General features: G+C 65.1%; 22 protein-coding genes. 11 read left to right on the top strand and 11 right to left on the bottom strand.

Translation table 11 applies throughout. The features are described 5' to 3' along the window. The first annotated feature begins 36 nt into the window (after positions 1-36). Together FJ490_RS08645 and FJ490_RS08640 are read left to right on the top strand one after the other, a co-directional pair. Positions 37-1,275 (top strand): MFS transporter, encoded by a 1,239-nt coding sequence (locus tag FJ490_RS08645; protein WP_140728665.1) that lies wholly within the window; start codon positions 37-39, stop codon positions 1,273-1,275. 84 nt (positions 1,276-1,359) lie between these two features. After that, entirely contained in the window at positions 1,360-1,590 is a 231-nt protein-coding gene (locus FJ490_RS08640; RefSeq protein WP_140492627.1) for a hypothetical protein, read from the top strand. Between the two features lie 21 nt (positions 1,591-1,611). Here the strand turns inward: FJ490_RS08640 and FJ490_RS08635 are convergent, their stop codons facing one another. The 6 genes from FJ490_RS08635 to hemC all read right to left on the bottom strand — a co-directional run bounded on the left by FJ490_RS08635 (position 1,612) and on the right by hemC (position 7,707). Beyond that, complete coding sequence (locus FJ490_RS08635; RefSeq protein ID WP_140492630.1) at positions 1,612-2,340, bottom strand: glutamine amidotransferase; 729 nt, start codon at positions 2,338-2,340, stop codon at positions 1,612-1,614. Positions 2,341-2,362: 22 nt separating this feature from the next. Next, entirely contained in the window at positions 2,363-2,842 is a 480-nt protein-coding gene (locus tag FJ490_RS08630) for a TerB family tellurite resistance protein (protein ID WP_140492633.1), read from the bottom strand. A gap of 36 nt (positions 2,843-2,878) precedes the next feature. Further along, positions 2,879-4,480 (bottom strand): heme biosynthesis protein HemY, encoded by a 1,602-nt coding sequence (locus FJ490_RS08625; protein ID WP_140728664.1) that lies wholly within the window; start codon positions 4,478-4,480, stop codon positions 2,879-2,881. A 10-nt stretch (positions 4,481-4,490) separates the two neighbouring features. Beyond that, on the bottom strand, positions 4,491-5,972 hold the full coding sequence (locus tag FJ490_RS08620; protein ID WP_140728663.1) for a mitofilin family membrane protein: 1,482 nt from the start codon (positions 5,970-5,972) through the stop codon (positions 4,491-4,493). Positions 5,973-6,061: 89 nt separating this feature from the next. After that, positions 6,062-6,778 (bottom strand): uroporphyrinogen-III synthase, encoded by a 717-nt coding sequence (locus tag FJ490_RS08615; RefSeq protein WP_140547247.1) that lies wholly within the window; start codon positions 6,776-6,778, stop codon positions 6,062-6,064. Between the two features lie 2 nt (positions 6,779-6,780). Continuing rightward, entirely contained in the window at positions 6,781-7,707 is a 927-nt protein-coding gene (hemC, locus tag FJ490_RS08610) for a hydroxymethylbilane synthase (protein ID WP_140728662.1), read from the bottom strand. Between the two features lie 104 nt (positions 7,708-7,811). Between hemC and tsaD the strand changes: the two genes are divergently transcribed. The 6 genes from tsaD to FJ490_RS08580 are packed head-to-tail and all read left to right on the top strand — an operon-like array spanning position 7,812 to position 11,856. Then, complete coding sequence (gene tsaD, locus FJ490_RS08605; protein ID WP_181165208.1) at positions 7,812-8,897, top strand: tRNA (adenosine(37)-N6)-threonylcarbamoyltransferase complex transferase subunit TsaD; 1,086 nt, start codon at positions 7,812-7,814, stop codon at positions 8,895-8,897. A gap of 26 nt (positions 8,898-8,923) precedes the next feature. Further along, the gene (locus tag FJ490_RS08600) at positions 8,924-9,946 is read left to right on the top strand and encodes an NAD(P)H-dependent glycerol-3-phosphate dehydrogenase (protein WP_140728799.1); all 1,023 of its coding nucleotides are present in this window, start codon (positions 8,924-8,926) and stop codon (positions 9,944-9,946) included. A 23-nt stretch (positions 9,947-9,969) separates the two neighbouring features. Beyond that, on the top strand, positions 9,970-10,266 hold the full coding sequence (locus tag FJ490_RS08595) for a YciI-like protein (RefSeq protein WP_140554833.1): 297 nt from the start codon (positions 9,970-9,972) through the stop codon (positions 10,264-10,266). 28 nt (positions 10,267-10,294) lie between these two features. Continuing rightward, a complete protein-coding gene (locus tag FJ490_RS08590; RefSeq protein WP_140492656.1) occupies positions 10,295-10,720 on the top strand; it encodes an EVE domain-containing protein in 426 nt (141 codons plus the stop codon). Next, positions 10,717-11,388 carry a methyltransferase gene (locus tag FJ490_RS08585; RefSeq protein ID WP_140559258.1) on the top strand — a complete coding sequence of 224 codons (672 nt, stop codon included), beginning with the start codon at positions 10,717-10,719 and terminating at the stop codon, positions 11,386-11,388. The genes FJ490_RS08590 and FJ490_RS08585 overlap by 4 nt, the downstream gene beginning before the upstream one ends. 51 nt (positions 11,389-11,439) lie before the next feature. Next, positions 11,440-11,856 carry a DUF1761 domain-containing protein gene (locus FJ490_RS08580; protein WP_140513953.1) on the top strand — a complete coding sequence of 139 codons (417 nt, stop codon included), beginning with the start codon at positions 11,440-11,442 and terminating at the stop codon, positions 11,854-11,856. A 9-nt stretch (positions 11,857-11,865) separates the two neighbouring features. Here the strand turns inward: FJ490_RS08580 and gcvA are convergent, their stop codons facing one another. Continuing rightward, the gene (gene gcvA / locus FJ490_RS08575; protein ID WP_140492662.1) at positions 11,866-12,798 is read right to left on the bottom strand and encodes a transcriptional regulator GcvA; all 933 of its coding nucleotides are present in this window, start codon (positions 12,796-12,798) and stop codon (positions 11,866-11,868) included. 165 nt (positions 12,799-12,963) lie between these two features. Between gcvA and FJ490_RS08570 the strand changes: the two genes are divergently transcribed. Then, positions 12,964-13,209, top strand: coding sequence for a hypothetical protein (locus FJ490_RS08570; RefSeq protein ID WP_140554835.1), 246 nt, complete (start codon positions 12,964-12,966; stop codon positions 13,207-13,209). Positions 13,210-13,265: 56 nt separating this feature from the next. On the opposite strand, the gene FJ490_RS08565 is transcribed toward FJ490_RS08570, so the two are convergent. Next, complete coding sequence (locus tag FJ490_RS08565) at positions 13,266-13,802, bottom strand: L,D-transpeptidase (RefSeq protein WP_181165209.1); 537 nt, start codon at positions 13,800-13,802, stop codon at positions 13,266-13,268. A 144-nt stretch (positions 13,803-13,946) separates the two neighbouring features. On the opposite strand from FJ490_RS08565, the gene FJ490_RS08560 reads away from it, so the two are divergent. Together FJ490_RS08560 and FJ490_RS08555 are read left to right on the top strand one after the other, a co-directional pair. Continuing rightward, positions 13,947-14,630 carry a response regulator transcription factor gene (locus FJ490_RS08560; protein WP_091576052.1) on the top strand — a complete coding sequence of 228 codons (684 nt, stop codon included), beginning with the start codon at positions 13,947-13,949 and terminating at the stop codon, positions 14,628-14,630. Between the two features lie 121 nt (positions 14,631-14,751). Continuing rightward, entirely contained in the window at positions 14,752-15,207 is a 456-nt protein-coding gene (locus FJ490_RS08555; protein ID WP_140524662.1) for a cyclic nucleotide-binding domain-containing protein, read from the top strand. 122 nt (positions 15,208-15,329) lie between these two features. Here FJ490_RS08555 and FJ490_RS08545 read toward each other — a convergent pair whose 3' ends face one another. The 3 genes from FJ490_RS08545 to FJ490_RS08535 form a co-directional block, all read right to left on the bottom strand. Continuing rightward, positions 15,330-16,136 carry an exodeoxyribonuclease III gene (locus FJ490_RS08545; RefSeq protein ID WP_140492674.1) on the bottom strand — a complete coding sequence of 269 codons (807 nt, stop codon included), beginning with the start codon at positions 16,134-16,136 and terminating at the stop codon, positions 15,330-15,332. Between the two features lie 130 nt (positions 16,137-16,266). Beyond that, a complete protein-coding gene (locus FJ490_RS08540) occupies positions 16,267-16,947 on the bottom strand; it encodes an outer membrane lipoprotein carrier protein LolA (protein ID WP_140513951.1) in 681 nt (226 codons plus the stop codon). 136 nt (positions 16,948-17,083) lie between these two features. Then, entirely contained in the window at positions 17,084-19,750 is a 2,667-nt protein-coding gene (locus FJ490_RS08535; RefSeq protein WP_140492677.1) for a DNA translocase FtsK, read from the bottom strand. Positions 19,751-19,948: the final 198 nt, after the last annotated feature.

The following is a 19,948-nucleotide window of genomic DNA, read 5'->3' as shown; positions in this document are numbered from 1 at the left end:
CCGCTGACCTCCATCCTTCTAACGGGGCCTCGTTCCATGACCGCCGAACAGATATCACCGGACCAGCGCTATGCCGCGTTCCGCCATCGCTCCTTCCTGAGCTATTGGGCGGCGCGCTTCCTCACCACATTCGCCACCATGATCGTGTCCGTCGCGGTCGGCTGGCAGATGTACGATCTGACCCGCGACCCGCTCGATCTCGGGCTTGTCGGCATCGTCCAGTTCCTGCCTGCGCTGCTCCTGGTGCTGGTCACAGGGGTCGTTGCCGACCGTTTCGGCCGCCGGCTGATCATGGCGCTGGCGGTGCTGCTCGAGGCGATCTGCGCGCTCGCGCTGCTCATCCTGACCCTGCGCGGCATCAGCGGCCCGCTGCCAATCTTCATCGTGCTCGCCATGTTCGGCATCGCCCGCGCCTTCTTCGGACCGGCCTCGTCGTCGCTGTTCGCCAATCTGGTGCCGCCCCGGGATTTCGCCAACGCCATTGCCTGGAACTCGTCGGCCTGGCAGACGGCGACCATCGTCGGGCCGGTCGCCGGCGGCCTTCTCTACGGCGTATCGGCCGAGGTGGCCTATGGCACGGCCACGGCGCTGATGCTCGTCGCCGGGCTGCTGATCTTCACCATACCGAGGCCGGCACAGCGCAGTGAGACCGACAAGCCGACCATGCAGACCCTGTTCGCCGGCTTCGGTTACATCTGGGGCGAGAAGATCGTGCTTGGCGCCATCTCGCTCGATCTCTTCGCCGTGCTCCTGTCCGGCGCCTCGGCGCTGCTACCGATCTATGCCCGCGACATATTGCAACTCGGTCCCTGGGGACTTGGTTTGCTGCGCTCGGCGCCAGGGGTGGGTGCCATCTGTGTCGCCATCTGGCTCGCTGGTCATCCTATCCGAAACCACGCGGGCCTGATCATGCTCGGCTTCGTGGCCGCGTTCGGCGCCTTTACGGTGCTGTTCGGCCTGTCGACCTTCACCTGGCTGTCGATCCTGGCATTGGCCTTCCTCGGCGCCACCGACATGTTCAGCGTCTACATCAGGGAAACGTTGATCCAGCTCTGGACCCCCGATCATGTCCGCGGCCGCGTCAACGCCGTCAATCAGGTCTTCGTCGGCGCCTCCAACGAGCTCGGCGAATTCCGCGCCGGCACCATGGCGGCGCTGATCGGCACGGTGCCTGCCGTCGTCATCGGCGGCGTCGGCGCCATTGCCGTTGCCGGCCTGTGGGCCTATCTGTTCCCGGCGCTCCGAAGGGTGCGGCACCTCAGTGGACGAAACTGACGGGCATCGAATTCAGGTCCACCGGTATCGGCGGGCTGCGAATCTGTGCTAAGCCGCCGCCCGACCAATCAAAGGACGATAACTGTGAGCGAACCGACCGTGGCTGAGGCAACCGAGAGTATCTATGTGTCGCTGCGGGCCGACAATGCCGATCTCGATGCCCATATCGCGACGCTTAAGGCAGCGCTGGCACGAGAGGGGATGAAGCAGGCGGTGTTCGATCCCACCAAACTGGCGCAGAACAACCGCTCGGGCCGCAAATTGATGCAGGCTTATTTTCGCCAGCGCGGCGTGAGCGTGACGTTTTCGAACTAGCAGGCGTTAAACGACCCGCCATCAGGGGATGGTTGTGCCGCGACCGCGCCGTCGGCCGCCGAAAATCAGCACCAGGAACTCGTCCAGCCAGCGCTTGAGGTGCATGTCCCAGATCAGCCTGCCGCCGAGATGGTCGCGGCCGGGCTGGGCGCCCGGCAATTCGAAGCGGTGCGCGCCGCGCACCACCCAGCGCTGCATCATCAGCCTGGTCAATTCGCCGTGGAACTGGATGCCCCAGGCATTGTCGCGGTAGCGGAAAGCCTGGTTGGGATAGGTCTCGGCGGTCGCCAGCAAGGTCGCGTCGCTCGGCAGCGAAAAACCTTCGCGGTGGAACTGATAGACCATTTCCGGCCAGCGCATCAGTTTCTGGCCCGCTTCCGTCGCCTTCAACGGATACCAGCCGATCTCGACAAGCCCTTCGCCATGCCCCTCGACCTTGCCGCCCAAATGGTTGACCAGCATCTGCGCGCCAAGGCAGATGCCCAGCAGCGGCCGGTTCTCGCGCAGCGGAACCTCAAGCCACTCGGTCTCGCGGCGGACGAACTCGTCCTCGTCATTGGCGCTCATCGGCCCGCCGAACACCACGGCCCCGGCATGGCCGTCGAGCGTCTCTGGCAAGGGATCGCCAAGCGGCGGGCGGCGGATGTCGAGATCGAAGCCCTCTTCGAGAAGCATGTGGCCGACGCGCCCGGGGCTCGAATTCTCCTGATGCAGCACGATCAAGATTCTCGGCTTCGAACGCGGCGGCATCGGCGGCATCGGCGGATGGATCCTATTCGTCGCTCGACGTTCCACGGGCCCCCGGCGCCGCGGCCGCCGCCTTGCGGCGCGCCTCGATGCGATCCTGGCGTTCGACGCCGATCAGCTCGGCAACGCGCCAGACCGTGTTGTCTTCCAACTCGTGCAGCTCGCCATCGGCATAGACGATCTCCCACATCAGGCCGATGAAAGCCTTGCGGCCTTCGGCATCGAGGTGGCGCTTCAGCACGCTGGTGAAGGCATAGAGGTCGATCGCCTCGTTGTCGGCGCGCTCGCCGGCGGCGGCCAGCGCGTCGAGCTCGTTGCCGCTGACCGAATAGGCCTGCGCCAGCACTGCCTTGAACCGTTCCCACTCGACGTCCTGGCGCACGCCGTCGGCGCTCATCACGTGGTAGAGCAGCGCCGAAGCCGCCACGCGCGGATCATCGGCGCTGGCGCGGGCGCCGGTACCGGTCGGCAAATCCCTCAGAAACGACAGGACGCGTTCGAACATCGATCCATTCCCAAACGGCCGGACCATCCGGCCAACTCAAAACAACCGGAACCGGCGCGGCGACTTTTCCGCCGCATCGGCCGGGTCGACGCCGGGATCGTCCGGCAGGCGTGCCAATTCCTGTGCCGGTTCGACGGCCTCGGCATCGGCGGGCACCGCGGCGAAAGCCTGCGCCGTCACCGGCCTGACGTGGTCCTGATCGTTCTCGGCCTGCTTGCCGGCCGTCTCGCCGCCCGGGCCAGCGTGATCGATCACCTTGACCGACTCTTCCTGCGCCGGCCTGCCCGGCGCCTCGATAGCCACCGCCGGGGCGTCCGGCGCATCGTCACGGCTGTCGATCAGCTGGCCGAGACGCTCCATCGGGGCGCGCCACTCGAAGGCGTCAAGCCGGCCGGTGACCGGCGATACCGGCGCCCAGCGCTCCGAGACGACGCCGTCGGCGACCCAGGCCGGGTCGCGCGGCGCCCGCACCGCCTTGGACAAGAGCTGTCGCACCTTGCCTTGGTCGCCCGTCTCGGCTTCTTCGATGTCGGCCAAAAGCAGATAGGCGCCCTCGCGGCGGTCCATCCGGATCGCCGCCTCGGCTTCGCGGCGGGCAGTCGCAAAATCCTGTGCATCGAGCGCGGCGCGCGCCATCGTCATCGAGGATTCGGCGTGGTTCTTCTTCATCTCCTGCAATTTCCTCGCCCGGTTGAGGCGATCGAGCACGGCGTCACCCGGCCTGGCATGGGTATAGAGCTCCGCTATCTCCGGATGCGGTTCGGCCCTCCAGGCCGTCTCGAGGATCTTCGAGCCCTTGCGCACGTCGTTCTGGCGAAACAGCAGCGTCGCAGCCGCGACCGCGGCCGGGGCGAACTCCGGCTGCAGCCGATTGGCCTCTATCGCCGCCGTGCGGGCGGCTGCGGGATCGCTGTCGGCGAGTGACTGCGCCTTGGCGGTCAACAGCACGGCGCGTCGGCGGTTGGCGGCGTCACGTTCGATCTGGCGGGTCGCCTTCTGCGCCTCGACCAACTTCAGCGCGCCGTCCCAGTCGCCACGCCCGGTCAGCTCTTCAAGCGTCGATTCGGCCGCCCAGGCCAGTTGCGGCGCCATGCCGGCGGCGCGCCCGGCATAGTGCCTGGCGGCATTGCGGTCCCCCAGGCGCTCGGCTTCGAGATAAAGCCCGCGCAGGCCGAGCAGCCGCATTTCGGGATCGTCGAGCATGCTCTCGAATTTCTGGCGCGCGCCTTCGTGGTCGCCTTCGAGCAGCGAAGCCTGGGCCTCGAGCAGATGGATCAATGGCTCCTGGTCGGAGCGGATCAGCTTGGCCGCTTCCTTGGTCTTCTTGCGGGCCAGCGCGCCGTCGCCGGCGCCGGCGGCGATCATGCCGGTCGACAGCGCCTGATAGCCGCGGTCGCGGCGCCGCACCCGGAAATAGCGCGAAATGGTGTAGGGGCTGTTCCAGACCGACTTGATCAGCCACCACAGGATCATCACCGCCGCGACGACGGCGACCACCGCCACCGCCGCCACCATCAGGCTGACCTGATACTGGTAGCCGTTGAAGGTGATGACCATGTCGCCCGGCCGGTCCGCCAGCCAGGCAAAGCCTAAGCCCAGCGCGAAGACGACGGCGAGGAAAAGCAGGATTCGGATCATCGCCAGTTCCTCACGCCTTCATCGCGCCTGATATCAGCGCATCGATCAGCGTCTCGACCTCGATGCGTGCCTTCAGCTTGCCGGCAAAATCGGCGCCGGCCGCCTTTGCAGGCGCGGGCAGCGTCTCATATTCGGTAAGCGCCTTGGCATAGTCGCCCTGATTGACCGCCACCTCCATGCGCGCAATGGTTTCCGGCGCGCCGGCGCCCTGGACAGCGCCGATCGGCCGGACCTTGACCAACGATTCGGCGCTCGACAGAAGGTTCTGCAGGAGCCCGGCATTTTCGTCGACGGGCGTGGCCGCCGCGACCATGGCGTTGGCGGCGGCATCCATCTGCGATGCGATCTCGGCGCGAGTCTGGACGCCCTTTTGCGCGTAGGCGCGCAGAGCCGCAAGCTGCGGCGCGTCCGGCGCGATCGCGGCGAAGGTCTCAAGTTCGGCACCGAACGGCGCGCCACGGTCGAGCGCCGCCTTCAGTGCCGAAGCGGCGATGGCGAGCGCGACCTTCGGCTGTCCGGCCTGCGCCTCGACTTTCCCAGAAAGCTGCGACACCGACTGTTCCAGCGCGGTGAGCCGACTGTCCTGCTTCGCCGCCGCCTCGCCGGCCGATTTGACCAGCGCATCGAGGCCGGCCAGCCTTTCATTGAGCGGACCGAGATCGACTGGGGCCGAGTTGCCGGCCTTACCGAGCGCCGTAACCGCCGTCTCGATCTGCCTGACCTTGTCGCCAAGCGCGGCCAGCCCGGCATTGTCGCCCGCTCCGCCTTGCTCGACCGCCGATTTGAGCGCTGCGACATCCGTCCTGACCTGATCCAACGCCGCGGACAACCCGTCGACCTTGGCCGACGCACCGCCGGCGCCGGCTTGCCTCAGATCCGCGATCTCCGCTCTGAGCGCGGCGATTTCGCCGTTGACGCCTTCGAGCGAGACGCTGGGAGCGGACCCCGGCGCGCCGAGCAGGCCGGCGAACTGCAATCCGCCGGCGCCGACCAGTGCGATGACACCGCCGATGATGCCGGCCGCGATGCCGTTGACCCGCTTCGGCGGTGGGGGTGCGGATGCGGTTTTCCCGTTCCCCGCCGAGGCGCCGGTCACTGGCCCGGCCGGTTCAGGTTCGGCGCGCTTCGCCGATGTGTCCTCGAAACTGTAGTCGAAGGCGCCGGCCTTGCCAGCGGCGTCGTCCGGGGAACCGGGGTAGGCTGCCGCCGGTTCGTCCGCCTTGGCGGCGCTTTCCGCGGATCGTTCCGATCGGGGCGCTGTCGCCTCGGCGTGCTCCCATGGTTCTAGATCGGTCTGGTCGGCGTGCACAGGCTCTTCGGGCGCCTCCGGCTGCGAGGCGTTCGCGGCTTCCTCCGCCTTGGCCTCGTCGGTTTGCGCCCCGGCCCTGGCGGCATTCTCGTCGGCGATGCGGGAAACGGCGCCGGGCTCAAGTTCGATGGTCACCGGCTCGCGGCGGCTTTTCGAATGTCGCATCTTCGGCGTCTTGACCATGCTTGGGCTCCGCAAATTCGCTTGGGGATGGTTCAAAGAGGGTCTAGCACATCACCAAGCGGTGAAAAGGGGCGGTGTGATGACGCGGCTCAGGACCCGGGCCGCAAAAGCGAAAGCAGCGCACCCTCGTCGGGCCGCGCGGCTATGTGGATACGGTCGCCAGCGACGTCGCCAAGGACGGCGGCGATGCGATGCGACAGGGCAAAAACCCGCGTCTTGTCAAAGGCTTCATGCAGCGCAGGCCGCCTGACCAGGGCCTGCAGCGCGGTAGCCGCCCTGGCGGAATAGAGCAGCACCGCATCCGCGGTTTGCCCCGACAGACGGGCAAGCACGGCCTCGTCCGAATAGGTCACGGCGAGCGTGTCGTATGTCTCGACGGGGCGGACCCCGACGTCGGCAGCTTGCAGCCGCTGCTCGAATGCCGGGAAGCGCACGCGTCCGCAGAGATAGACAATGGTCTTGCCCTGGAATTCGCCGGCAAGACTGCCGGCAAGACCTTCGGCATTGCCGGGACCTTCGCTGACGGACAAAAATCCTGCTTCACGCGCGGCTTGCGCGGTCCTCTTGCCGACGGCATGGCAAGGCAAGTCCGAAAGCCGGGCGACGACCTCCTTAGGCGCAAAGCGCACGCCATTGGCGCTGGTCACCGCAACGGCCACGGCATTGCCGATGACGAGGTCCGTATCGATCGGCAAGGTCACCGTCTCGGTCAGCGGCAAAAGCAGCGGTAGAAACCCCATGTCCTTGAGCAGTCGCGCGGTGCGGGAGGCGCCCGGTTGAGGCCGCGTCACCAGAACGCGCTGCACCATCAGGCCCAGCCGTCGAAGAATGTCTCGCCGGCCCTGGCCCGCACCGTCCTTGCCGCCTCTTCACCGATGCGGGCGGCATCCAGCGCCGGGCCTTTCATCTCGACCATGTGCGACTGCGTGCCATCAGGCGAGATGATCAATCCCGCGAAAGAAAGGTCCGCGCCGTCTATCACGGCATGACCGGCAATCGGCGTGCGGCAAGAGCCGTCGAGGGCCGCCAGGAAAGCGCGCTCGCAAGCCAGCGCCTGTCCGGTCGGCAGGTCGTGGATGGCCGCCAGCATCTGTTCGACGTCGCCATCGCCTATGCGGGTTTCGATGCCGATCGCGCCTTGGCCCGGCGCCGGCGGAAAGATGTCGAGCGGGATCAGATCGGTGACCACTTGGCCGAGCCCGAGCCGCTTCAGCCCGGCATGGGCGAGGATGGTGCCGGCGGCGACGCCTTCCTCGAGCTTGCGCAGCCGCGTCTGCACATTGCCACGAAACATCACCACGTCGAGATCCGGCCGCATGCGGCGGATCAGCGCCTGCCGCCTGAGCGACGACGAGCCGACTTTGGCGCCACGCGGCAGGTCTGCAATCGTCTTAGCCGCCTTGCCGACGAAAGCATCGCGCGCGTCCTCGCGCGGCAGGAAAGCAGACAGCTCCAGCCCATCGGGCAACTGCGTCGGCATGTCCTTCGAGGAATGCACGGCAATGTCGATCGCGCGGGCGAGCAGCGCCTCCTCGATCTCCTTGGTGAACAGGCCCTTGCCGCCAGCTTCCGACAGCGGCCGGTCCTGGATGCGGTCGCCGCTGGTCGAGATGACGACGATTTCGAACACTTCTTGCGGCAAACCATGCGCCGCCATAAGCCGCGCCTGGGTTTCCTGCGCCTGCGCCAGCGCCAGCGGGCTGCCGCGTGTTCCGATCTTCAAGATTGTTTGCATGGCGCGCGGTCCGTGATAACCCCCGGCAGGCGAAGTCGCCTTTTCCGGGCGTCTCCTACCGGGGAATGCCCCGATACACAATCCTTGGGGACAGCGACCAATTGATCCGCGTTCTGGGCATTGAAACGAGTTGTGACGAGACCGCCGCCAGCGTCGTGGCGCTGGAAGGCAATGCCGCGCCCAAAATCCTGTCCAATATCGTGCTGTCGCAGATCGAGGAGCATGCCGCCTTCGGCGGGGTTGTGCCGGAGATCGCCGCGCGCGCTCATGTCGAGGCGCTGGACGGCATTGTCGAGGCAGCCCTTGCCGATTCGGGCGTGGCGCTGGCCGACATCGATGCCATCGCCGCGACCGCAGGTCCGGGCCTCGTCGGCGGCCTCATCGTCGGGTTGATGACGGCCAAGGCGATCGCGGCCGCAACCGGCAAGCCGCTGATCGCCGTCAACCATCTCGAAGGCCATGCCTTGACGGCGCGGCTGACCGATGGGCTCGACTTTCCCTATCTCCTGCTGCTGGTCTCCGGCGGCCACACACAGATCCTGGCCGTGCGCGGCGTCGGCGACTACCAGCGCTGGGCGACGACCATCGACGACGCGCTCGGCGAAGCATTCGACAAGACGGCCAAGATGCTTGGCCTACCCTATCCCGGCGGTCCCAATGTCGAGAAGGCGGCGGCATCGGGCGATGCGGGTCGTTTTGCCTTCCCGCGTCCGATGAAGGGATCGGCGCAGCCCGATTTTTCGTTCTCCGGCCTGAAGACCGCTGTGCGCCAGGCGGCGAGCGCGATCGAGCCCTTGAGCGACCGGGACGTCGCCGACATCTGCGCGTCCTTCCAGGCGGCGGTGGCCGACGCGCTGGGCGACCGTGTCTCGCGCGCGCTCGCCCGGTTCCGCCGGGAATTCCCTGACACGGCCGCGCCGGCGCTGGTCGTCGCCGGAGGAGTCGCCGCCAACCACACGATCAAGGCGACGCTGGAACGGCTGTGCGCCGAGGCGAGCTTCGCCTTCGTCGCGCCACCCCTGAAACTTTGCACCGACAATGCGGCAATGATCGCCTGGGCCGGCATCGAGCGGATGCGCGAAGGCCTGGCCCAGGAAAACGGCTTCGACTTCGTGCCGCGCTCGCGCTGGCCGCTGGACAGCATCTCCGCGCCGATGATCGGCTCGGGCCGGCGCGGGGCCAAAGCATGAGCAAGGAGGGCATGAGCAAGGAGGGCATGAGCGAGGAAGGCATGAGCGGCATCGAGGCCGCGCCAACCGGCTGGCGCGTTGCCGTGCTCGGTGGCGGGGCCTGGGGTACCGCTTTGGCGCTGGCCATGCTGCGCGCCGGCCATTTCGTCCGCCTTTATGCGCGCGACCCGGAGACCGTCGCCGCAATCGACCACGGCGAAAATCGACGCTATCTGCCTGGCATCGCGCTCCAGGCCGGCATCGTGGCGACGAGCAACATCCAAGCCGCGCTCGACGGTGCCGATTGCGTGCTGGCGGTGACGCCGGCGCAATCGTTGCGGGCGATGCTGACTCACGCCAACGGCCATATGCCGGCCGGCGTCCCGCTGGTGCTATGCGCCAAGGGCATCGAGCGCGATACCGGCGCCTTGCTGTCGGCGATCGTCGGGGAAATCCTGCCGCGCAACCCGGTCGCCGCTCTGTCCGGCCCGAGCTTCGCTAGCGATGTCGCCCGGGGCTTGCCCACGGCGGTGGTGGTTGCCGCCCGCGACGAGGGGCTGGCGGCCAAGCTTGCCGCGCGCTTCTCGGCGGAAAATCTGCGCTGCTATTCGAATGATGATTTGATCGGGGTCGAGATCGGAGGCGCCTTGAAGAACGTCTTCGCCATCGCCGCCGGTGCCGTCACCGGCGCCGGGCTTGGCGCCAGTGCCCAGGCTGCCATGGTGACGCGCGGCTTCGTCGAACTGCGCCGCATCGGTGCCGCCTTCGGCGCCAGGCCCGAGACGTTGATGGGGCTTTCCGGCCTTGGCGACCTGCTGCTCACCTGCTCGTCCACGCAATCGCGCAACTTCGCCTACGGACTGGCGCTCGGCCAGGGCAAGCCGCTTGGCGGGCTGCCGCTGGCGGAAGGCGTGCCGACGGCGGCGATCGCCGCCCGCATCGCCACCGAGCGCGGCATCGACGCGCCTATCATCGCCGCCGTCGCCGCCATACTGGACGGCACCATCACCATCCGGCAGGCTGTGGCGGCCTTGATGACCCGGCCGCTGAAGACCGAAACCGACGATTGATTCCAGCATCAGGAGACAGAGACATGTTGTTCGCGTTGATTTGCAAGGACAAGCCCGGAAGCATGCAAGTGCGCATCGATACGCGGCCGGAGCACCTCGCTTTTCTCGAAGGGCTGAACAGCGACAAGAAGCTGGCCTTCGCCGGTCCGTTCCTCGACGCCGACGGCAAGTCCAACGGCAGCCTCGTCGTCGTCGAAGCGCCTGACATGGCAGGCGCGCAGGCGCTGTCGGCAGCCGATCCCTATGCCAAGGCGGGACTGTTCGAAAGCGTCGAGGTCCGCCAGTGGAACTGGACCTTCAACAAGCCGGCGGCTAATTAGTCGGCACAAGGCTGGAGGAGCAATACGAATGAACTACTGGCTGTTCAAATCCGAACCCTCGGTCTTCTCGTTCGAGGCGTTGAAGGCCAAGGGCAAGGCAGGCACGCAATGGGACGGCGTGCGCAACTATGCGGCGCGCAACAACATGAAGGCCATGCAGATCGGTGATCTCGGCTTCTTCTACCACTCCAACGAGGGGCTGAACGTGGTCGGCATCGCCGAAGTGTGCGCACTGGCTCATCCCGACACCACATCGGACGATCCGCGCTGGGAATGCGTCGACATCCGCGCCTTCAAGGATGTGCCGAACCCGCCGACGCTGGAGCAGGTCAAGGCCAATCCCAAGCTCGCCGACATGGCGCTGGTGCGGCTCGGACGGCTTTCCGTGCAGCCGGTGACGCCGGCCGAATGGAAGGAAGTCTGCCGCATGGGTGGCCTGACGCCGGCTCCGTGACGGTTCTCACGAGCCATAGCGCCGAACGCTTCATCCTCGACAATACGGCGCTGATGGCGCCGCCGCATGTGCCCGAGATTGTGCTGTATCTTGCCGACGAGGCGCATGATCTGTGGCAGCGGACGGAGGACGAGCTGGTCGAGATCGGGCTGCCGCCGCCTTTCTGGGCCTTTGCCTGGGCCGGCGGCCAGGGGCTTGCCCGCCATATCATCGACAATCCGGCCATGGTGCGGGGCAAGCGCGTGCTCGACTTCGCCTCCGGCTCCGGTCTCGTCGCCATCGCCGCAGCCAAAGCCGGCGCGGCAGGGGTGACGGCCGCCGACATCGACCCGTTCTGCGCCACGGCGGTCCGCCTCAATGCGCAAGCCAATGGCGTCGCGGTCGAATTCGTCCAGAATGACTGCGTCGGAACGGATGCGGACTGGGACGTGGTTCTTGCCGGCGATGTCTTCTACGACAAGCCGTTCGCAGACCGGCTGACGCCCTGGTTCGCGGCTCTGAAGCGGCGCGGCGCCGATATCCTGATCGGCGATCCCGGCCGCTCCTATCTGCCGCGGTCGGGGTTGGAACCGCTTGGCGTCTACCAGGTGCCGGTGACGCGGGCGCTCGAGGATGCCGAGATCAAACGCACCACCGTCTGGCGGTGGAGCACCGCGCGCCCGGCTTGACGCCGCCACTGAACAGGCGTTTCCATGAGCTCCGTATCAGAGGGGAATATCATGGATTTTTCAGCGGTTAACTGGCTGGCGGTGATCGTCGCCGCAATCCTGGCGTGGCTGTTCGGCGCCGGCTGGTACACCGGTTTGAGTAAGCCATGGCTGAAGGCTGCAAAACTCGATCCGGCGACCATGAAGAAATCGTTGCTGCCGTTTCTCATCTCTTTCATCGCCGAGTTGGTCATGGCGCTTGTGATGGCCCTGGTCGTCGGCGCGGTGACTGGCGGCGAGCCGACATTGCTGGCGGGACTGGTCTTCGGTTTCGTGCTTTGGCTCGGCTTCGTCGCAACCACGCTGTCGGTCAATCATCGCTACGAGAATTTCGGCTGGGACCTGACCATCATCGACGGCGGCCACTGGCTTGGCGTGCTGTTGATCGTCGGCGCCGTGGTCGGCTGGTTCGGCGCCGCAGCGAGTTGAAGGCCTCCGCTACACCCGGTCCGCGGTTTGGGATTTTGCCATTTCCTCCAGAATCCACGTGCGAAAGGCAACGATGCGCGGATCGTTCACCAGTTCCTTGGGATAGACCAGGAAATAGGCGAATTCCGGCGCGACCTTGATGCCGAGTTCGAAAGGCCGCACCAACCTGCCTTCGGAAAGGTCGTTGGCCACCATGGCGAAATCGGCGAGCGCCACGGCGCTGCCCTCCATCGCCGCCTGGACCGCGTCGGCCGAGGTGCCGAAAACGATGGTGCGGCTGTCGTCGAAATCGTCGACGCCGGCTGCCGCCATCCACATGCGCCAGTTCGGCCAGGTCACGCCCTGACGCGCCCATTCGATATGGGCAAGCGTGTGATGGAAGAGATCGCGCGGTTCGCGCAGCGGCGGACCTGACGCCAGCAGGCTCGGGCTGCATACCGGGATGATGACGTTGTCGAACAGCCGATGCGCGCAAAGTCCCGGATATCTGCCGGCGCCGAAGCGGATGCCGACATCGACATCGTCGAGGTCGAAATCCCGCAATCCGTAGGCGATGTCGAACCTGAGTTCGATGCCTTCATGTTTTTTTCGAAAATCCTCGACCCGCCGCATCAGCCATTTCGTCGCGAATTGGGCGTCGAGCGTCACTTTCAGCAGCGTCGTGCCGCGCGTCATCTTCTGTGCCCGCGAGACGGCCTTGCCAAGCAGGTCGAGGGCATCGGCAGAGGCCTCGAACAGCACCGTTCCGGCCTCCGTCAGCCGGATGCTGCGGCTGGAGCGCGTGAACAGGACGATGCCGAGCTGGTCTTCGATCTCCTTGATCTGGTGGCTGACGGCGGCTGGTGTCAGGCCGAGTTCGTCGGCGGCCCGGGTGAAATTGAGATGCCGGGCCGCTGCCTCCAGCGTCCTCAGCGCCCGGGTTCCCGGCACCAGGCGGGCCATCAGCGCGGCCCCAGAACAGACGCGGTCATGGCGCCCTGATCCTCAAAGAAAACTTGATAATCCGGAAAGAACTACTCGTTTCTCTCCAATCTTTCAATCGGGCATGATGCAACCATCGAACCAATATCAAACCGGATTTTATGTCCGGATGGAAGGAACCGCATCATGTCTCACATAGCTTTGAGAGCTCCCGCGAGCCGGTTGAACTGGCTGACCGCCGCGTTCGACTGGCTCCGCCAGGCCAAGGTCGCGGCAAGCCTGCCGCAGGACGACATCGAGGACCTGTCGGATCGCCAGTTGCGCGATGTTGGCGCCACGCGCAAAGACGTCTCCCGCGCCATGGACCGCGAACTCGGCCGGCTGGGCCTGCTCGACATCGGCTGGCAGGTAAGGAAAGGGAATAGGAATTAGGAGTAGGCAATAGAAAGAGAACCCTACTGCCTACTGCCTATTCCCTACACCATTCCCTACCTTACCACCCTCACCACCGTCCGGTCCGACAGCAGCGGCAAAAGGCGCGCCATCGTGCGTGCGGTCACCGCGACGCAGCCTTGCGTGGGCGTGAAGCCCGGGCGCGCCAGGTGGAAGAAGATGGCGCTGCCGCGTCCGCGGCGGCGCGGCGTTATATTCCAGTCGAGCACAAGGCAGGCATCATAGAGCCTGTCGTCGCGCCGCATGCGTTCGTGGCTGGCGCCGTAGGGGATCTTGACCGGCCTGTTATAGTTTCGGTCGTCGGGCACTTCGCACCAGCCGAGATCAGGCCCGATCGGCGTCATCGCCAGCCGGGTGATGCGGCCGCTGGAGAAGTGGTCTCCACGGAAATAACCCGACAGGATCCGCATTTGGCCAAGCGGCGTGGCGCCGTCGCCTTCGCGCTTGCCCGCCGAGATGCCGCCACGCCCCAGCGCGCAGGCAAACACCGTTCTGCCCGCCTGCAGCAGCCCCTGGCTGGGACGGCCGGGCCTTGCCCGCACGGTCAGCACCCGCAGTCCTTTTCGCAAAATTGCGCCGGCTGCATTGCGATCGTGTTTTTTCTTGTATGATCGTGCCACGGAACAAATCACTGTGATCGGCTGTTGTGCCGGTCAGCTTCCGCATAAACAGGCAGCGGTCAACTGAATTTTCTTTTCAAAACAACGGATTGATCCATGACTTCACGAACCATCCTGATCGTCGACGACGATGACGACCTGCGCGGCACGTTGGTCGAGCAATTGTCTCTTTATGAGGAATTCGACGTGCTGCAGGAGTCCACTGCGGCAAAAGGCGTCGCCGCGGCGCGTGGCGGCCTCATCGACCTGCTGATCATGGATGTCGGCCTGCCCGACATGGACGGCCGCGAAGCGGTGAAGATCCTGCGCAAGGGTGGCTACAAGGCGCCCATCATCATGCTGACCGGCCACGACACCGATTCGGACACGATCCTTGGCCTCGAAGCCGGCGCCAACGACTACGTGACGAAGCCGTTCCGCTTCGCGGTGCTTTTGGCGCGCATCCGCGCGCAGCTGCGCCAGCACGAGCAAAGCGAGGACGCCACCTTCTCGGTCGGCCCCTACACCTTCAAGCCAAGCCAGAAGCTGCTGATCGACCCGCGCGGCGCAAAAGTGCGGCTGACGGAGAAGGAGGCCTCGATCATCAAATATCTCTACCGCGCCGACCAGAAGGTGGTGACGCGCGACGTGCTGCTCGAGGAGGTGTGGGGCTACAATTCCGGCGTTACCACGCACACGCTGGAAACCCATGTGTATCGCCTGCGCCAGAAGATCGAGCGCGATCCTTCCAATGCGGAAATTCTTGTGACAGAAAGCGGTGGCTACAAGCTGGTTCCTTAAACATTTTATTATCCAATAAGCGGTCTGGGCGGGGCTGCTTTTGGGTGCGATCCTGTTGGAGCGGGATTCTGGATCGCACCGCAGAGGAGGGATTGGACTGACCGTTCGGGGACACAGCTAGATGGCGCTGGATGACGACATCCGCATCCTGTCAGCCGTGAGGCTTTTCGAGGGCTTCACGCAGGAACAATTGCGCCTGCTCGCCTTCGGCGCCGAGACCATGCTGCTGCAGGCAGACCACAAGCTCTATCGCGAGGACGATATGGCTGATTCGGCCTATATCGTGGTCAGCGGAGAGATCGTGCTCTACCGCGAACAGGCAGGCGGACGCATCCCTATCGGCACGGCCAGCCCCGGCACCATGCTGAGCGAACTGGCGCTGATCGCCGACACTAACCGGCTGACCAGTGCATCGGCCGCGGTCGATTCGGAGGTGATCCGGCTCAGCCGAAAGATGTTCCGCCGCATCCTGGAGGAATATCCGGATTTGGCGGCACAGCTCCACCAGCGCATCCTGGAAGACTTTCAGGCAATGATCCACCGCATCGAGAAGCTGGCGCCGCGCTTTTCCGAGTGAACGGGAGAGACAGGTGGAGTTCCGGCTGGTTCGCGCCACCGAAAATGACCTGCCCTTCATCATGGCGACCGAGCGGCTTGACGCAATTGTCGCCGGAGTGGGAAAAGCGCCGGCCCGGCTGATCAGTCCAGGTTGAACCGCGCGATGACCGGAACATGATCCGAGGGACGTTCCCAGCCACGCGCCGCCCGCAGGATTTCGTAGCCGGTGAAATCAGGCACCAGGTTCGGTGACGACCAGACATGGTCGAGCCGCCGGCCGCGGTTGGATGCCTCCCAGTCCTGCGCGCGGTAGCTCCACCAGGTGTAGAGCTTCTGTTCTGATGGCACGTTGAGCCGCATCAGGTCGACCCAGTCGCCGGCCAGCCGCATGGCCTCGAAACTCTCCGTCTCGACCGGTGTATGGCTGACCACGTTGAGCAGTTGCTTATGCGACCAGACATCGTGTTCGAGCGGCGCGATGTTGAGGTCGCCGACCAGGACCGAGGCGGACACTTCGCTGTGTTCGGCGCGGATTGCGTTCATCTCGGCGACGAAATCGAGCTTGTGCCTGAATTTGCGGTTGACTTCCGGGTCCGGTTCGTCACCGCCCGCTGGAACGTAGAAATTGTGCAGCAGGATCGTCTTGCCGCCGGCCCGCACGGTCACCGACAAATGCCGGCTGTCGTCGATGTCGCAGAAGCGGCGCTTCTCGACCACCGCGATCGGCCGGCGCGCGACCGTCGCCACGCCGTGATAGCCCTTCTGACCGTGAAAGGCGATGTGCCCGTAGCCGAGCCTGCGGAAGGCCTTTTCGGGGAACAGCTCGTCGGGAACTTTTGTTTCCTGCAGGCAAAGCACATCGGGCGCGTATTCATCGAGCAGGCGCTCGATGATCGGCATGCGCAGGCGAACGGAATTTATGTTCCAGGTGGCGATGGAAAAGGGCATTTGGCGGGTCCGGCGAAAGATCGCCGAACTACTGCCAGCCCCGCGCCATAAAGACAAGCATTGCAACAGTTGCGGAGGTCGGCGCCGCGCCGCCGAAACTGCACGAAAGGCTTCGCCAGCGCGAGGAAAGCTATCTGGTTTTCGTATTCAGCTCGCGATTGGCCGTATAGTCGATGGCAAACGTGTCGGGAGCGAAGCTGACGCCTTCCTTGGTGTTGAAGATCATCACCGTGGTGTCCTTGCCCTGCGCATCGGTGATCGTCCACTGGCGCAGATCATAGGTCTTCGGATCGAACATCATGGTGATCCGCGCATTGCCGAACACCGACTTGTCCGAGAGCTGGATGGTGGTGAGGTCGTCCTCTTCCTTGACGCTCTTGACGCGGTTTCCGGAGAGATCGATCCGGTCGTCGAGCAACAGTTTCAGCGGCGTCTTCGACAAGGGATAAAGATCGGACGTGTTCAGTTTCTTGTTGAGGATGACCACCGACTTGCCGTCCGAAATCACCCGGAAATTCGAGGATCCGTCATAATTGAAACGGATCTTGCCCGGTCTTTCCAGGAAGAACTTGCCGCCGGTCTGTTCGCCCTTGGGGCCGAACTGCACGAATTCGCCGCTCATCGACTTAACCGAGGAAAAATGATCGGCGATCTTCTGCGCGGCCGCCGGCACGGCCGCCTGCGCGGATGCCAGCAGCTCGAATCCGGGCACCACGTTGAGGGCGGCAGCGCCCGCGAGCACCAGGCCGAGGCCAAGCAACTGACGGCGCGTCGGGGCAAGATCGCCGAGCGCGGAAAGATCGTTTTTCATGTCGGTCACTCTCATCTTGAGTCCTGATTTGTTGTTGTCCTGAACCCCCAGTTGGGCTGAAGTTTGACGGCGCGAACACTGCTTGACCGCTTGAACGCGCCAGAAGGTTCAAAGTTGCCGCCGGTATTTGTCGCGATCAGAATTTGTCCTCTTCGGTCGGCACCAGGATCTCGCGTTTTCCGGCATGGTTGGCGGGGCCGACAATGCCTTCTTTTTCCATCTTCTCGATGATCGAAGCGGCGCGGTTGTAGCCGATGCCCAGACGCCGCTGGATGTAGCTGGTCGAGGCCTTGCCGTCGCGCAACACCACGGACACCGCCTGGTCGTAAGGATCGTCGGAATCCTCGAAATTGCCGCCGCCGCCGCCCGAGCCGCCCTTGCCGGAGGGCTCGTCCTCGTCCTCATCATCGTCCTCGGTGATGGCGTCGAGATATTCCGGCACGCCCTGCAGTTTCAGATGCGCGACGATCTTCTCGACCTCGTCGTCGGAGACGAACGGGCCGTGCACGCGCTGGATGCGGCCGCCGCCGGCCATGTAGAGCATGTCGCCCATGCCGAGCAGCTGCTCGGCGCCTTGCTCGCCCAGGATGGTGCGGCTGTCGATCTTCGACGTCACCTGGAAGGAGATGCGGGTGGGGAAGTTGGCCTTGATGGTACCGGTGATCACGTCGACAGACGGACGTTGCGTCGCCATGATGACATGGATGCCGGCGGCGCGCGCCATCTGCGCCAGGCGCTGGACGGCACCCTCGATGTCCTTGCCGGCAACCATCATCAGATCGGCCATTTCGTCGATGATGACGACGATGTAGGGCATCGGCTCGAGGTCGAGATTCTCGGTCTCGTAGATCGCCTCGCCGGTCTGGCGGTCGAAGCCGGTCTGCACCGTGCGCGAGATCTTTTCGCCCTTCTTCTCCGCCTGTTGGACGCGTGCGTTGAAACCGTCGATATTGCGCACGCCGACCTTCGACATCTTGCGGTAGCGGTCTTCCATCTCCCGCACGGTCCATTTCAGCGCAACCACCGCCTTCTTCGGGTCGGTGACGACAGGCGTCAAAAGGTGCGGGATGCCGTCATAGACCGAGAGCTCCAGCATCTTGGGATCGATCATGATCAGCCGGCATTCCTGCGGCGTCAGCCGGTAGAGCAGCGACAGGATCATGGTGTTGATGGCGACCGACTTGCCCGAGCCGGTGGTGCCGGCGACCAAGACGTGCGGCATCTTGGCGATATCGACGATGACCGCCTCGCCGTTGATGGTCTTGCCCAGCGCCAGCGCCAGCTTGGCCTTGGTGGTCTCGAAATCGCGGCTGGCCATGATTTCCCTGAGATACACCGTCTCGCGCTTGGCGTTCGGCAATTCGATGCCGATGGCGTTGCGGCCCGGCACCACGGCGACGCGGCAGGCGATGGCGCTCATCGAGCGGGCGATGTCGTCGGAGAGGCCGATGACGCGCGATGATTTGATGCCTGGCGCAGGCTCCAGCTCATAGAGCGTGACGACGGGGCCGGGGCGGACATGGATGATCTCGCCCTTGACGCCGAAATCCTCCAGCACGCCTTCGAGCAGGCGGGCGTTCTGTTCCAGCGCGTCTTTCGAGAGGCTCGGGTCGCGCGCGACGTTCTTCGGTTCGGACAGGAAATGCAGCGACGGCATCTCGAATTTTTCCGAGCCGATCAACGAGGCCTGCGCCTCGCGCTGGACGCGCGCACCCGGAGCCGGGCGCGGCGCCGGCGCTTCAACGCGCGTGGCGGCATCCGAGCGGAACGGCTGGACCTTTGCGGTGGAAGCCGCGCGACGCTGGACGAGGGGTTCATCGTCGAAATCGACATCGTCATCGCCGGTGTCGAAGCGATCGTCGAAGACGTCATCGTCCGGATCGACGGAAACGCTGCGGTCGTTGACCATGGCGGCGAAGAATTCCGGTTCGACGCGGGCACGGCCATCCGGGCTCATCCGCTGCTCGGCGAACTCGGCCGATTCGACCCGTTCGGCGGCACGCCGCCAGGCGCTGGCGCGCGGCTCCATTCCCGGCTCGAATTCGTCCCGCCGCTGCCTGCGGCGCACGGCGCGGCGGTGCATCCACGCGCGGAACGAAAGCCACCAATGGGTCATTGCGCCGAGCGCCAGCATGCCTTCGTCGCCTTCATCCTCGTCATTGTCGAACAGCAGCTCATCCTCACGCGGATCGGCGGCGGCCGGTTCCTCCATGACGGCGAAACCGTTCTTGCGTGCGATCAGCGCCGAACCGTAGGCGAACAGCCATAGCGCCGGACCGGCCATCAGAATGGCGAGCACGCTGGCCACCAGCCCGGTCGGATAGCCACCGATGACGACGCCCGGAATCTTCAGTACCATGTCGCCGAACACGCCGCCGAGCCCGGTCGGCAGCGGCCAGGTCTTGGGCGGCACCACGCAGCCGGCGATCGCAGCGGCCAGCAGGGCAAAGCCGAACCAGAACAGACCGCGCCTGGGCAGCCTGTCGACGCCACGCGCCGAAAACAGGAGATATCCCCAGATCACGGCCGGAACCAGCGCCGCCACGGCGGCAAGGCCGAAGAACTGCATGGCGATGTCGGAGAAGACAGCACCCGCATAGCCCATGGCATTGGTGACGGTGTTGGCTGTGGCGTGCGAGAAGCTCGGGTCGGCGACATTCCAGGTGGCCAGGCTGGCGACGCCGAAAGCGGTGAACGCGAACATGCCGGCGCCGACAAGCCGGCCGACCTGGCGTCGCGCGAATGCCTGGATGCCGTGCCCCGTATCGGTCAGCGCGAGCGGTGCTGAAGCCCCTGAACGCATGCTCTTCCCCGTCAGTGATTGCCTGGCCCGAGCGCGTGACGCACTTCGGCAGATTTGGCTGCCAGACTATGCGTGGGAAGGTTAAGGCCGCATTAACCATGGCAAGGGCCCCACCCGCCTGCCGCAAATAACAATGGCGAGCCTCACGGCCCGCCATTTCTGCATCGGCAACGGCAGGGTGATCAGGCTCGGTGGGCC

The sequence above is a fragment of the Mesorhizobium sp. B2-5-11 genome, assembly GCF_006440835.1.
Classification (GTDB): domain Bacteria; phylum Pseudomonadota; class Alphaproteobacteria; order Rhizobiales; family Rhizobiaceae; genus Mesorhizobium.
Note: the sequence above shows the minus strand (reverse complement) of the source record. Positions and strands in the feature narration are given on the sequence as shown.